Genomic DNA, 13368 nt, shown 5'->3' on the forward strand with positions numbered 1-13368 from the left:
GCCGCGGGACGGGCGCGGCGGCGCCGCCCGGTGGGGTGCGGCTCGGGACCCGGTGCGGCGCCCGGGGCGGGCTCCGGGGCGCCCTGGGCCGCGCCCTCGGGCCCGGGGCGCGGTGCGGTCACTCGACGGCCTTGCCGCCGACCGCCCCGACCACCGGGGCGAGCCCCGTCGACCGCTCTATCGCGTCCGTGTCGCCGCACTCCACCAGCCAGTTGGCGAGCATGCGGTGCCCCCATTCGGTGAGGACCGACTCGGGGTGGAACTGGACGCCCTCGACCCGCAGTTCGCGGTGGCGCAGCCCCATGGCGATACCCGTCTCCGTCCAAGCGGTGATCTCCAACGCGTCGGGGACGGTGCCCCGTTCGACCGCGAGGGAGTGATAGCGGGTGGCGGTGAACGGCGACGGCAGCCCGCTGAAGACGCCTACGCCCTCGTGGGTCACCAGCGAGGTCTTGCCGTGCAGCAGCTCCGGGGCCCGGCCGACGACACCGCCGTACGCGACGGCCATGGACTGCATCCCCAGGCAGACGCCGAACACCGGCACCCCGGTGTCCGCGCAGTGCCGCACCATGTCGACGCAGACGCCCGCCTTCTCGGGGGTGCCGGGGCCGGGGGAGAGCAGCACGCCGTCGAAGCCGTCCTGGGCGTGCGCGAGGGAGACCTCGTCGTTGCGCACCACCTCGCACTCGGCTCCGAGCTGGTAGAGGTACTGGACAAGGTTGAAGACGAAGCTGTCGTAGTTGTCGACGACCAGGACGCGCGCGCTCATCGGGGACCCGCCATTCCCTGGTCGACGGTCACGTCGTTGAACGGCAGCAGCGGCTCCGCCCACGGGAAGACGTACTGGAAGAGCACGAACACGATCGCCAGCACGAGCACGAGCGAAATCGCCGCCCGCGTCCATGCGTTACCCGGCAGATGCCGCCAGATCCAGCCGTACATGCCGTCCCTACTCACCGATGACGAAGTCGATTGCAGCACCGGAGTGCAGGACCAGAGTAAAGGTCCGGGGGTGGGGCCGGTGGGTCAGCTGGACAAAGCCTTGGGCTTGCCTTGGGCAACGGTTTGGGTCGCGTCGAGGTGCGCCCAGGCGATCAGCCGGTGGCTGTGCCCCCACTCCGGCTCACAGGTCGTGAGCGTCAGATAGCGCCCGGGGCCGCGGAATCCGGAGGCGCGCGGGACCGGGTCGAGCACCCCGACGTCGGTCGGCAGGGTGCGGTAGGGCCGCCCGGCGATGCGGTACGTGTACCAGGTGGCGCCGTCGGACAGGACGACCGCGTCGCCGGGGCGCAGCCGGGGGAAGTCCTTGAAGGGGTCGCCGTAGGTGCGGCGGTGCCCGGCGACCGCGAAGTTTCCCGTGGCGCCGAGGCGGGCGGTGCCCGCGTAGTGCCCGAGCCCTTTGCGCAGGGTGGCGGCCTCGGTGCCCTGGAGGACGGGTTTGGCCCAGTCGGCGCCGAAGCGCGGGATGTACATGATCGCGAAGGATCTGCCGCTCTCGTAGCGGCGCGGCCGCGGCGCGGGCCGGTCGGCACCGGCCGCGGCGACCGGACCCGCGGCCCAGCGGTCCTGGAGGTGGTCGATCTCGCCGTCCATGGCCTGGTCGGCGCGGACGGAGGTCCAGTACAGGAGGTAGACGACGAAGAGGAGGATCAGGGTGCCCGCGGTGACGCACAGCTCGCTGAGCGTCCTGATGACCAGCCGGATCCTCTTCGGCCCCATCGGCCCCATCGGCCCCCCATCGGCGCGCGGCTACGGGACGGGCTGTGCCTGGTGCAGATCCACTGTGCCGGAGTAGCCGGGAAGAGTCACCGTGTCGTGCTGGTCGACTTTCCAGCCGAGCCCGTACGCCTCGACGTAGGAGCGGTAGTTCTGGATGGCGGGGGAGGCGGTGAGCGCGGTGCTCAGCCGGTCCTGGTCGCCCACCGCGGTGATCTTGTAGGGCGGGGAGTAGACCCGGCCCTGGAGGATCAGGGTGTTGCCGACGCAGCGCACGGCGCTGGTGGAGATCAGCCGCTGGTCCATCACCTTGATCCCCTTGGCGCCGCCCTGCCACAGCGCGTTGACCACGGCCTGCAGGTCCTGCTGGTGGATGACGAGGTCGTTGGGCTGCGGGTCGGGCACGCCGGGGATCTTGGGGGTGGCGTTCGGCGGGGCGTCGGTGAGGGTGACGGTGAGCCCGGAGCCGCTCAGCCCCCGGGTGCCCGCGGTCTTCTCCAGATTCTCCAGCTTGCGCTGCTCGGCCTTGGTGCTGCCGTTGTCGCGGCGGGCGAGGGCGTCGACGTCGGAGCGCATCTTGGCGGCGCTCTCGTCGAGCGTGCCGTTCTTGCGGCTGCGCTCCTGGATGAGATCGGACAGCCGCAGCATCGATTCATCGCTGCGGATGTCGGTGCCCTGGGCCGTGTTGAAGCTGGTCCAGAAGATGATCCCGGCCAGCGCGAAGACCGCTCCGGTCAGCAGCCGGACGGGCCGGAACGCGGGTCGACGGGACGCCGGGGTGGGGGAGTCAGCGGAATTGCTCAACGTACCCTTACTCCTTACGACGCCGCGGAAGGACTACGCTAACTGACGTGTCGGGGAGGGAAGCGGTCCCCTTCACCGTCCCGCCCCGGCGCCGTCCGTACATAGCCCCCGCGCGGTCACGCAGCGCATCGACAGGAGAGTTCCTCGTGCCGAAGTCACGGATCCGCAAGAAGGACGATTTCACGCCGCCGCCGGCGAAGCAGGCAACCAACATCAGCCTGAGCAGCGGCCGCCGCTGGGTGGCCCCGCTGATGCTGGCGATGTTCCTGATCGGCCTCGCCTGGATCGTCCTCTTCTACGTGACGACAGGGGACATGCCGGTCAAGTCCCTGGGCAACTGGAACATCGTCGTCGGCTTCGGCTTCATCGCCGCGGGGTTCGTCGTCTCCACTCAGTGGAAGTAGAACCGCCCCGCAGAGCCTGTCCACAGGGTTATCCACAGGCGGGGAAAACTCAGAAGATCTGTGGATAACCTCTGCCGCATTGACGCCGGTGTGACCGGTAGAACGGTCGCGTTCGATCGCTCACACCGGCGTCTTCCTGCGAAAACGCAGGTCAGCACGGAAACGCACAGATGTTCTCCACAGGGTGCGCAAGATCCACCACGTGCTGTGGACAACTGACCGAACCCACCCCCGTTCGAGACCCCGTCCGGGGCCTGCGCCACGGTCAGCCGGTGAGCTGGAGCGTACGGACCCAGACCGTCGCGACGATCGCGAGCAGCATCACGGCACAGGCCGCGCGCTGTACCAGGGCGCGCCGCTCCCGCGGGGCGTGCACCATCGCGTACGCCACCAGCGTGCCCACCACCAGACCGCCGACGTGCGCCTGCCAGGCGATGCCGGACCAGCCGAAGGTGAAGATGAGGTTCAGCACGAGCAGCGCGATGACGGGGCGCATGTCGTAGTTGAGCCGTCGCATCAGGACGGCGGTGGCGCCCAGCAGCCCGAAGACCGCGCCGGATGCGCCGAGCGAGGGCTGGTTCTGCGCGGCGAGCAGATACGACAGCGCGCTGCCGCCGAGCCCGGACAGCAGGTAGAGCGTGAGGTAGCGGGCGCGGCCGAGCGCGGCCTCCAGCGGGGCGCCGATCCACCACAGGGACAGCATGTTGAACGCGATGTGCATGGGCTCCTGGTGCAGGAAGACCGCGGTCAGCAGCCGGTACCACTGCCCCTCGGCGACGCCCACGATGTCGGCGGTGCCCGGGCTGTAGGCCCGGCCGACCAGGTCGAAGCCGTCCACCAGCCGGTCGCCGGTCCCCAGCACCGCCAGCCAGACGGCGATGTTGAGACCGATCAGGATCTTGGTGACCAGCCGCGGATCGGCGGTGTACGCGCCGCCGGCTATGGTGCGCGGCTCGGCCGCGCGCCGCGGCGGGGCGGGGGGCTCACCGGGGGCGGACGCACCACCGCGCACGCACTCAGGGCAGTGGAACCCGACCGAGGCGCTGATCATGCACTCCGGACAGATCGGGCGCTCACAGCGGGTACAGCTGATGCCGGTCTCCCGCTGCGGGTGCCGGTAACAGCAGACCGCCTGGTCCTCCATGGTGTCCCTTCGCCCCCTGTCCGCGGACTTGCGCGCGTTCCCCCGCCCCGCTTGTTCACACGGACAAGCGGGGCGCGGAGTTCCCGTGCGGGGTTCAGCCCTCCCGGGTCTCCACGACGACGGACTCGATCACGACGTCCTGGAGCGGGCGGTCGGTGCGCGGGTTGGTCGCGGCACCCCCGATGGTGTCGACGACCTTCTTGCTGCCCTCGTCGACGACCTCGCCGAAGATGGTGTGCTTGCCGGTCAGCCAGGTGGTCGGGGCGAGCGTGATGAAGAACTGCGAGCCGTTGGTGCCCGGGCCGGCGTTGGCCATGGCCAGCAGGTACGGCTTGTTGAAGGACAGGTCCGGGTGGAACTCGTCACCGAACTCGTATCCGGGGCCGCCGGTGCCGTTGCCCAGCGGGTCACCGCCCTGGATCATGAAACCGCTGATCACGCGGTGGAAGACGGTGCCGTCGTAGAGCTTCTCCGCGGCCTTCTTGCCGGTGGCGGGGTGGGTCCACTCGCGCGTGCCCTCCGCGAGCTCCACGAAGTTCTTCACGGTCTTGGGCGCGTGGTTCGGCAGCAGCCGGACCACGATGTCGCCGTTGTTGGTCTTGAGGGTGGCGTACAGCTGCTCGGCCACGATCTACCTTCCATCGTTTTCGCTTCCTTGCCCTGATCCTCGCACGGACCCGAGCGCGACGAGTAGCCGCCGAAGGCACACGCGGCGCGCCATTCCGCGCGTTTTCGGGGAGAATCTTCCCTATGACCCGGATGCCGGTTCACGCGATGCCGCGCGGGCTGCGAACGGGCATGATCTCCACAAACAGGCATGATCTTTCGTGGGATGGAAACACGAAACTGCGCACATGCAGCTCAGCACTCTGCACCCCGGAGCATCACCACGCCACCGAGGAGGAGGATCCCGTGACCCGCATTGACAGCGTGCGAGCCGCGACCGGCACCGCGAAGGACAGCGTCCTGCACGCCGCGGAGGCGGTGGCGCCGTACGCCGGCACGGCCAAGGACACTGCCACGCAGTACGCGCACGAGGCGCGCGTACGGCTGGCACCGAAGGTCTCCCACGCCGCGCACCAGGCCCGCTGCACGGCCGGGGGCCAGTACCACGCGCATGTCGCACCCCGGCTCAACCAGGCCCGCGGCACCCTGCCGCCCAAGGTGGACGCGGCCGCCGTCCGCGCCGCCAAGCGCACCCGCAAGGCCGCGCGGCAGGCCGCCGACTACACCGGGCCGCGCGTCGAGCACGCGGTGGCCGGAGCGCGCGCGGCCGCCGGGCCGGCGCGCGAGGAGGCGGTCACGCGGGCGGGCGCCGCCGTCGCGGCGCTGCGCACCCATGTGACCGCGGCCGACATCGAGAAGCTCGCCCGCAAGCGCCGCCGCCGGGCCAGCATGGGCCGCGCCGCCAAGCGGGCCACCTTCATCGGCCTGGTGGGCGCCGGTGTCTTCGCCGCCTGGAAGTGGTGGGACCGGCAGGCCAACCCCGACTGGCTGGTCGAGCCCCCGGCGGCGACCGAGGTGGGCGACCGCGAGCGGCTGGCCGCGGTGGACGGCAGCGACCAGAGCACCCTTGACCCCGACGTGCAGGCCAAGCAGGCCGAGGCCGAGGCCGGGAAGGACGACGACCAGCGCTGACGCCCTCGCCGTCGCACCCTCGTCGCACCCGGCCGAGGGGCGGAGGACCGCGGAATTCCGGCCGCGGGATCCCTCCGCCCCTCGGCCCGTTCGCGGGTTCCCCGGCCTCGGCTACTCCTTGGCTTCCTTGGCCTCCCGTTCGCTGTAGCGGCGACGCTCCAGGAAGAGTTCGGTGAAGACGGAGACCTTGGCCCGCAGCGCCCAGGGGTCGATCGGCTTGGCCATGTAGTCCACCGCCCCCGCCGCGTAACCGCGCGAGGTGTGCTCCGGGTCGGCGCCCATCGCCGTGAGGAAGATGATCGGCACGTCCCGGTTGCGCGGGCGCCGCTTGATGTGGGCGGCCGTCTCGTAGCCGTCCATCTCGGGCATCTGCACGTCGAGCAGGATCACCGCGAAGTCGTCGTGGTCCAGCAGCGCCTTCAGTGCCTCCTGCCCGGACGCCGCGGTCACCAGCTCCTGGTCGAGGGTGGCCAGCACCGCCTCCATGGCCAGCAGGTTGTTCTGCTGGTCGTCGACCACCAAGATCTTGGGCCGCGGCCCCGCGCACGGCCCCGGCACGACCGGCCCCACGGGAACGCCGGGCTCCTCGTCCTGCCGCGGGACCGCCGCCATCCGCTGGGACTCCACCATGGCCAGCTGCCGCTCCAGCATCTGGCAGCGGTCCTCCGCCAGCCGCCCCCGCTGCCGCACGTCCTCCAGCTCCTCGGTGAGCCGCCGCACCTCCTGCCGCAGCCGGTCCCGCTCCTTCACCAGCTCCTGGTGATCCGGAAAGGTCACCTCCAGGGCGTCGGCGCGGGCCCGCTCCGCCGCCCACGCCGCCTCGGTCAGGCTCAGCCGCACCTCCAGGTCGGCGATCTGGTGCCGGAGGCCCAGCAGCGCCTCGCCCAGCGCGTCCTCCGTCGCGCTGGAGCGCCGCGCGTCCCGGTCGGCGTCGGCCAGCTGGATCTGCAGGATCTCCAGGGCGTGCCCCGGGGATCCGCTGGTGCGCACCGCGGACCGGTGCAGCTCCCGCACCACCTCGATCGCGGCCGGGGTGGCCGCGGACCCCCGGCACTCCGCGAGATCCGCCAGCAGGTCGAGCACGAACTCCCAGGGCGGGACTCTCGTCCCGCTGAGATAGCGAGAGATCGTACTGGGGTCCCGGAACCTGCGCGCGGCGTACCGGCGCACCGAGACCCCCAGCCCGTCGAAGAGCTTCCTCAGCTCCACGGCGAACGCCCGGCACTCCTCGGGAAGGTTCTCCCCCAGCGGATGCAGCTCACCCATTGCGTCCCCCTGTGCGGCGACTCGCGCCGATCAGACGATTCCCGGACGGCTTGCCCGAGTTGTGAAACAGCGTGGGACATCAGGGGGGTGTTGCGCGGGCCAACACCAGGAGCGGCAACACCACTTTGATTGGCTCCTTCCACTTAGGAAACTAGTTTCCTATCAGGAAACGTGTTCCACTGAAGCATGTTCGAGTCCCCCATGCTCGAAGCCCAGGAGGTACCCCATGCCCCACCACCCGGCCTCGGCAGCCGAGGCCGCCCGCGCACTCCAGGACGTCGAGCAGCGCCACGGCCAAGCCCAGGCGTCGGAGCAGGAATCCCGGTGGGTCAGCGTCGTGTTCGGCGTCGCCCTCTTCGCCGAGCTGGCGGCACCCGACTTCTTCGGGGAGGGCGTGCGCGCCGGGGTCTCCTGGGTGACCACCGCGCTCATCGTGGCGTACGCGGTCATGCTGCGGAGCCCGCGCGGCGGCGCCCTGCTGGGCCGGGCCACCCATGTGCGCAAACGCGAACTCTCCTCGCGTTTCGTGGTGTCGGGCCAGCTGGCGATCGCCGCCGTGGCGCTGATCGGCTTCCTCGGCGCGTACTTCCTGAACGACGGACTGTTCCCGTACACGGGGACGGTCCTGGGCGCGGTGATCGGCGGCACCCTGATCCTCTTCGGCCGCGGCCTGCGGCAGGCCCTGAACTCCCTCGCCGTACGCGGCGCCGGCACCAGTCTGGACAAGGTCGCCCATGGATCCCGCTGACGTCGACGCCGCCCTGCTCGACCCGACCCGGCTGTCGATCGTGTCGCTGCTGGCAGGCGTGAACTGGGCCGAGTTCGGCTGGGTGCGCGAGACGGTGGGCCTGTCCGCCTCCGCCCTCTCCAAACAGGTGAGCACGCTCGAAGCCCGCGGCTATGTCGAGGTGAAGAAGGGCTACGTGGGCAAGCGCCCCCGTACATGGGTCCTTCTCAGCCAGACCGGACGGGACGCGCTCGAAGGGCATGTGGCGGCACTGCACCGCATCGTCGAGGAATCCCAGCGGGCCGCGACGCGGCACAAGGAGCAGGAGTCCTAGGCGGCGCCCGACCCGGCACCCACCCAAAAAGCTGTCCTGACCTGCATTTTTGCAGGTCAGGACAGCTCTCATAGAGTGGAGCCTAGGAGAGTCGAACTCCTGACATCCGCCATGCAAAGACGGCGCTCTACCAACTGAGCTAAGGCCCCTTCGCCGATCAGGATACCTGGTACCGGCGGCCTTTCCCGACCGGGTATCGCTCGCGGGTACCGCCCTCCGTAGGATGCCACGCAAGATTCGCGGCAGCGAAGCGAAGGGGAGAGCGAGATGGACGCAACACAGCAGGATGCCACCGCGCGCGCACGAGAGCTGCAGCGCAGTTGGTACGGGGAACCGCTGGGGGCGCTCTTTCGCCGTCTCATCGATGACCTCGGCCTCAACCAGGCGCGACTGGCCGCCATCCTCGGGCTCTCCGCGCCCATGCTGTCCCAGCTCATGAGCGGACAGCGCGCCAAGATCGGCAATCCGGCGGTGGTCCAGCGGGTACAGGCGCTCCAAGAGCTGTCCAGTCAGGTGGCGGACGGCCGGGTGAGCGCCGCCGAGGCGGCGGAGCGCATGGAGGAGATCAAGAAGACCGCGGGCGGGTCGGTCCTCAACTCCACCCAGACCGCCGCCAGCACCGGGGCCCCGACCGTGCGGCGCGTGGTCCGTGAAATCCAGTCGCTGCTGCGGTCCGTGGCCGCGGCCGGGGACATCATCGATGCGGCGGATTCCCTCGCCCCCACCCACCCCGAGCTGGCAGAGTTCCTCCGTGTGTACGGCGCCGGGCGCACCGCCGAGGCGGTCGCGCACTACGAGGCGCACCAGAGCTGACGGGCTGTTGGACTGCTGACGAGTCGATGACGGGGCGGGCACGGCGCGATGGGTGAGATCTTCGCGGGCCGGTACGAACTGGTGGACCCGATCGGGCGCGGTGGCGTGGGCGCCGTGTGGCGGGTCTGGGACCATCGCCGCCGCCGGTACGTCGCGGCGAAGGTGCTTCAGCAACGCGACGCGCATACGCTGCTGCGCTTCGTACGGGAGCAGGCCCTGCGGATCGACCACCCCCATGTGCTGGCTCCGGCGAGCTGGGCGGCGGACGACGACAAGGTGCTGTTCACCATGGACCTGGTGGCCGGCGGCTCGTTCGCACACCTCATCGGCGACTACGGTCCACTGCCACCCCGCTACGTGTGCACCCTGCTGGACCAGTTGCTCTCCGGGCTGGCCGCGGTCCACGCCGAGGGCGTGGTCCACCGGGACATCAAGCCCGCGAACATCCTGCTGGAGTCCACCGGAACCGGCCGTCCCCATGTCCGGCTGGGCGACTTCGGCATCGCGCTCACCAAAGGTGAGCCCCGCCTCACCGAGGCCAACTACGTGATGGGCACGCCCGGTTACTTCGCGCCCGAGCAGATGATGGGCGAGGAGCCGGACTTCCCGGCCGACCTGTTCGCCGTCGGCCTGGTGACGCTGTATCTGCTCCGCGGGCACAAGCCCGACGGGGAAGCGATCGTGAAGCTGTTCGGCGAGCACGGCGTGCCGCACGCTCCCGAGGGCGTGCCCGAGCCACTGTGGCAGGTGATAGGGGGGCTGCTGCAGCCCGACCCGGAGGACCGGTTCCGGTCGGCCACGGGTGCGCGCAAGGCGCTCGCGTCTGCGGTCGAGATGCTGCCCGAGGCCGGTCTCGACGACGAGGTGATCGAGGTCTTCGACCATCTCGGGCCGCTGCCGACCGGATTCGGCCCGAACGGTCCGGCCCGGCCGGGCCGCCGTCACGCGAAGGCCGACCCTCCCGGGGACAGCGGGACGGCACCGCGCTCCTCGCCGCCGACCGCCGGACCCGCCGAGCCCGACCCGTCCGCTGACCTCGCCGCCGGGCAGAACGCCGGACCCGCCGGCGGGTCCGCCGCCGAACTCCCCGCGGCCGAGCCGCCCGCCCAGCCGTCGATGTCGGACACCGGCAGCTTCACCCTCCCGCCACCGCAGCCGCGGACGCCGCACCCCGGGACCCCGCGCCCCCAGCCTGAACAGCCCCGGACGCCGCCCCCGCGGATATCGCCTCTCCCGTCGCCGCCCCAGCAGGCGCCGACCCCGCGTCCCGCGACACCCCACCCTCACACCCCGCCCCCTCAAACCCCGCTCCCGCAGCCCCCACAGCAGCCGCCGACCCCGTCGACCGCGGCGCCGCTCCCGCAGCCGCCCCAGACGCCCGCACACCAGCCACAGGGCCCACAGCCCGGACAGCCGGGCCCATCGCCCCAGCCCGCGCACCTTCATACGCCCCCCACTCCCACGCCCACACCGGCCGCCGCGCCCCTGCCGGCGCCGCGTGATTACCCCCTCACCCGTGCATACACCGCTCGGCGGCCCCAGGTTCCCGCCCGCGCCGCGCGGCGCCGGGGGCCGTCCCGCACAACGACGGTCGCGATCCTGATCGTCGCGGTGCTGTGCTTCGCCGTGGGGGCGTGGGCACTGGTCGCCGCGGGCTGAACTACCAGGCGGGCGGCGGCCCGTACCGGTGCTGTCCGGTCGTCGGATCCGCCGTTTCCGGCCCCTCCCGCACACCGTCCGCCGCGGCCCGGCGCCGGGCGGTGAGGATCCAGACGCCCAGCCCGACCAGCAGCAGCGAGCCCGTCCCGAAGCTCGTGTAGGCCACCGTCCGGAGCGTGGCGCGGTGCTCGGCGCCCGGGCGGCCCATGGGGTCGGGCTGGAGCGGTGAGGCCGCCTTGCGGGCCTCCCGCTTCTCGGCGTCCGTGAGCCCGAAGCCCGCCGTGACCGCGTTCCCGTCGTAGGCCGGGCCGCTGTTCGCCTGCCCCGCGATCCGTACCCGCAGCGTCACCGGAACCGTCCGGTCCAAGTGGGGTTCCACATTCGGGGGATTGAGCGTGACCGCCAGGTAGTACCCGCCGGTGAGGCTCATGGCGCGCACCGAGTAGTCGGCCTTCGCGTACCGGTTCCCGTACGCCGCCGGGGCGGTGCTGACCCCGGACTGTGGCCGCTCGCCCTCCGGGGCGAGGGAGGTGCCCCGCTTCGCCAGCCCCCGCGCCGGGTTGTAGGCGCGCATGGCCACCGCCTGGCCGAGCAGGCGGGTGCTCTTGTCCGCGCCGTCGGCGGGGAGTTCGGCGACGGCGGATATCTGCTGTCCCCAGTCGACCGGCACCCGGTAGAAGTGGGTCTCCCCCGGCTCGAATTCGTCCTGCCACACCCCTGTGGACACCAGCGGCGCGTCGGAGAAGCCCTGCCCGCCCTGCCGTGGCCTGGCGCCGCCGGACGGCGGCTGGGGCGGCTTGGTGCGCCAACTGCCTTCCGGAGCCTGGCCGGTGGAGCCGCCCTTCACCGGCGGCTCCACCATCAGCCGCAGCTCCAGCGGCCAGCTGTCGGGGTCCGCGGAACCGGCCTGGCGCTCCACGGTGACCAGATACCGGCCCGCCGCGCGGCAGGAGACCACCGAGCCGGAGCCCGTCTGCCGGGTGACGTAGTCGGCGAGGGGATAGGCGACCCCCTTCGTCTCGATCCGCCCGGGGGTGGTGTCACAGATGCCGCCCTCGGGGTTCTTCAGCGTCACCGTGACGCCGTCGCGGTACGAGACGACGCCCGCGCCCGGCCGGGGCGCGGCGACCGCCGAGACGTAGGCGGCGGACTTCGCGTCGAGCTCGACGCCGTAGAACCGCTTCTCGCCGGGCCCCAGGCGGTCCGCGTACGTCCGGCCGGGTCTCAGGGAGGGGGCGTCCGTGCCGCTCCCGGCGCCCCGTACCGGGGTGCCCTGGACCCGGTACTCCCGGGCCCCGGGGGCGCTGTCGGCGGCCGCGAACGGGATCTGCACCGCGATCGTCGCCACGGCGCACAGCGCCGTCACCGCGGTGAAACCTGCCCTGTGCCTGCTGCGGTGCTCCATCGCGTCCCCCTCGTCGCACCGGTCTCAACCGGTGGACCAGCACGTCACATTTGCTTATGCAAGCGAATCATTTGCGATAGTAAAGACGAGGGCCCCGACCGCTGCAGCGATCGGGGCCCTCGTAACGGGACTGTGGGGGTCACACACCCGAACCTGCGGGCACGGAGTCGGTCGCCTCCGTCCACAGATCCTGCTCGGCGCGATCCGCCTGGATCTGGCGGTACACGAGGAGCCCGCCGATGGCGGCCAGTGCGACCAGGAGAAGCTTCTTCACCGCGCTACCTCGTCTCTTTCTTGACGTAGGGGACCTCTGGCGCCCGATGATACACACCGACCGATACCGTTCGGTGACCTATGCGCGGCATCGGCGGGCGGTATCCGGTCATCAACTCCCGGGGCACCCAAATGAATCAGCCTGGACGGAGAATCTCCGTCCAGGCTGTTCGCGCCGGTGGGGCTAACAGGACTTGAACCTGTGGCCTCTTCCTTATCAGGGAAGCGCTCTAACCGTCTGAGCTATAGCCCCGCGCTGCACCGAAAGATTAGCGCACCACCTGCCCAGTCCCAAAATCGGTAACGGCGGCCGTCCCGATCCGGCTATTCGTCCTCGGCGAGCGTCAGCTCCACGCCGCCCACGAAGCCCGCCGACAGGTTGTAGATGAACGCGCCCAGCGTGGTCAGAGCGGTCGCCAGCACCACGTTGATCACGGCGATCACCGAGGTGAACGTCATGACGCGGGGAAGCGACAGGAACGACTCCAGGTCGAAGCCTCCGCCCTGCTGCCCCTCGGTCGCCTCGCTGATCGTCCCGCCCACCGCGCTGAAGACGCCCATGGCGTCCATGACCATCCACAGCACCGACGCGGCGACCACCGTGCAGATCCCGAGCGCTATCGCGAGCAGGAAGCTGACCTTCATGACCGACCACGGGTCGACCTTCGCCACCCGCAGCCGCGCCTTGCGCGTACGCGGCGCCGGGCGCCCGGCGGGCACACCGCCGCCGGTACCGGGCCCCTGGCGGCGGGCCGCCGCCCCATGGGGCTGCTGCCCGGGCACGGCGGGCTGCTGCGCCGTGGAGGCTCCGCGCCCGGCCGAGGCCGACGCGCCCGCGGCGCCCGCCGCACCGCCGCCGGGCGGCGGCGCGTAGGCCTGCGGCGGGTGGTACGGCCGCTCGGGCTGCGGCTGGGCGGCCCGCTCACTGGGCAGCGGGCTCGACGTGCGCCGCTCGGACTGCGACTCGGACTGCGACTCGGACTGGGGGTCCGAAGCGGGCACGGGACGCAGCTTCCGGGTGTCCGTCACCGTGCCCCCGTGGGAGTCGGCGCCCCCCTGGGAATCGGAGGCGGGGCCACGGGCGTCTTTCGCGGCGGACGCGCCGCCCGCGGAGGACGGGGGCTTCGATCCCGGACGCCCTTCGGCTCCCGTGCCGCCACCCGCTCCGCCCGTGGCTCCACTCAC

Annotated in this window: 16 protein-coding genes and 2 tRNA genes; 6 read left to right on the plus strand and 12 right to left on the minus strand. The window is 71.4% G+C overall.

Annotation, left to right across the window (positions count from 1 at the left end; all coding sequences use genetic code 11):
- Positions 1-118: 118 nt before the first annotated feature.
- From ACZ6CL_RS05795 to ACZ6CL_RS05810, 4 genes are all read right to left on the minus strand, one after another.
- Entirely contained in the window at positions 119-769 is a 651-nt protein-coding gene (locus ACZ6CL_RS05795) for an aminodeoxychorismate/anthranilate synthase component II (RefSeq protein ID WP_468931630.1), read from the minus strand.
- A complete protein-coding gene (locus tag ACZ6CL_RS05800) occupies positions 766-942 on the minus strand; it encodes a hypothetical protein (protein WP_385446025.1) in 177 nt (58 codons plus the stop codon). Before ACZ6CL_RS05800 ends, ACZ6CL_RS05795 begins: the two co-directional genes overlap by 4 nt.
- An 84-nt stretch (positions 943-1026) precedes the next feature.
- Complete coding sequence (locus tag ACZ6CL_RS05805; protein WP_468931633.1) at positions 1027-1719, minus strand: class E sortase; 693 nt, start codon at positions 1717-1719, stop codon at positions 1027-1029.
- 30 nt (positions 1720-1749) lie between these two features.
- Complete coding sequence (locus ACZ6CL_RS05810; RefSeq protein ID WP_468931635.1) at positions 1750-2520, minus strand: DUF881 domain-containing protein; 771 nt, start codon at positions 2518-2520, stop codon at positions 1750-1752.
- Between the two features lie 146 nt (positions 2521-2666).
- Here ACZ6CL_RS05810 and crgA point away from each other — a divergent pair, with 146 nt between their 5' ends.
- On the plus strand, positions 2667-2924 hold the full coding sequence (gene crgA / locus ACZ6CL_RS05815) for a cell division protein CrgA (protein ID WP_179935496.1): 258 nt from the start codon (positions 2667-2669) through the stop codon (positions 2922-2924).
- A gap of 265 nt (positions 2925-3189) precedes the next feature.
- Here crgA and ACZ6CL_RS05820 read toward each other — a convergent pair whose 3' ends face one another.
- Together ACZ6CL_RS05820 and ACZ6CL_RS05825 are read right to left on the minus strand one after the other, a co-directional pair.
- Positions 3190-4068, minus strand: coding sequence for a rhomboid family intramembrane serine protease (locus ACZ6CL_RS05820; RefSeq protein WP_468931637.1), 879 nt, complete (start codon positions 4066-4068; stop codon positions 3190-3192).
- 94 nt (positions 4069-4162) lie between these two features.
- Positions 4163-4696 (minus strand): peptidylprolyl isomerase, encoded by a 534-nt coding sequence (locus tag ACZ6CL_RS05825; protein WP_468931639.1) that lies wholly within the window; start codon positions 4694-4696, stop codon positions 4163-4165.
- A gap of 284 nt (positions 4697-4980) precedes the next feature.
- On the opposite strand from ACZ6CL_RS05825, the gene ACZ6CL_RS05830 reads away from it, so the two are divergent.
- The gene (locus ACZ6CL_RS05830) at positions 4981-5706 is read left to right on the plus strand and encodes a DUF5324 family protein (protein ID WP_468931641.1); all 726 of its coding nucleotides are present in this window, start codon (positions 4981-4983) and stop codon (positions 5704-5706) included.
- A 111-nt stretch (positions 5707-5817) separates the two neighbouring features.
- Here the strand turns inward: ACZ6CL_RS05830 and ACZ6CL_RS05835 are convergent, their stop codons facing one another.
- A complete protein-coding gene (locus ACZ6CL_RS05835; RefSeq protein WP_468931644.1) occupies positions 5818-6972 on the minus strand; it encodes a response regulator in 1155 nt (384 codons plus the stop codon).
- Between the two features lie 226 nt (positions 6973-7198).
- Here ACZ6CL_RS05835 and ACZ6CL_RS05840 point away from each other — a divergent pair, with 226 nt between their 5' ends.
- Positions 7199-7720, plus strand: a complete 522-nt coding sequence (locus tag ACZ6CL_RS05840; protein WP_468931645.1) for a hypothetical protein — start codon at positions 7199-7201, stop codon at positions 7718-7720.
- Complete coding sequence (locus ACZ6CL_RS05845; RefSeq protein ID WP_468931648.1) at positions 7707-8033, plus strand: winged helix-turn-helix domain-containing protein; 327 nt, start codon at positions 7707-7709, stop codon at positions 8031-8033. Before ACZ6CL_RS05840 ends, ACZ6CL_RS05845 begins: the two co-directional genes overlap by 14 nt.
- A gap of 76 nt (positions 8034-8109) precedes the next feature.
- Here ACZ6CL_RS05845 and ACZ6CL_RS05850 read toward each other — a convergent pair.
- Positions 8110-8182: transfer RNA gene (locus tag ACZ6CL_RS05850), tRNA-Ala, on the minus strand.
- A 118-nt stretch (positions 8183-8300) separates the two neighbouring features.
- Between ACZ6CL_RS05850 and ACZ6CL_RS05855 the strand changes: the two genes are divergently transcribed.
- Complete coding sequence (locus ACZ6CL_RS05855; RefSeq protein WP_468931651.1) at positions 8301-8846, plus strand: DNA-binding protein; 546 nt, start codon at positions 8301-8303, stop codon at positions 8844-8846.
- Positions 8847-8894: 48 nt separating this feature from the next.
- Positions 8895-10505 (plus strand): serine/threonine-protein kinase, encoded by a 1611-nt coding sequence (locus ACZ6CL_RS05860; RefSeq protein ID WP_468931653.1) that lies wholly within the window; start codon positions 8895-8897, stop codon positions 10503-10505.
- A 1-nt stretch (position 10506) separates the two neighbouring features.
- Here the strand turns inward: ACZ6CL_RS05860 and ACZ6CL_RS05865 are convergent, their stop codons facing one another.
- The 4 genes from ACZ6CL_RS05865 to ACZ6CL_RS05880 form a co-directional block, all read right to left on the minus strand.
- Entirely contained in the window at positions 10507-11910 is a 1404-nt protein-coding gene (locus ACZ6CL_RS05865; RefSeq protein WP_468931655.1) for a hypothetical protein, read from the minus strand.
- A 139-nt stretch (positions 11911-12049) separates the two neighbouring features.
- The gene (locus ACZ6CL_RS05870; RefSeq protein WP_003958712.1) at positions 12050-12184 is read right to left on the minus strand and encodes a DLW-39 family protein; all 135 of its coding nucleotides are present in this window, start codon (positions 12182-12184) and stop codon (positions 12050-12052) included.
- Between the two features lie 178 nt (positions 12185-12362).
- Positions 12363-12436 (minus strand) — tRNA-Ile (locus ACZ6CL_RS05875).
- A gap of 71 nt (positions 12437-12507) precedes the next feature.
- Positions 12508-13368, minus strand: coding sequence for a DUF3566 domain-containing protein (locus tag ACZ6CL_RS05880; protein ID WP_468931657.1), 861 nt, complete (start codon positions 13366-13368; stop codon positions 12508-12510).

This window comes from Streptomyces sp. NPDC041200, from assembly GCF_055591805.1.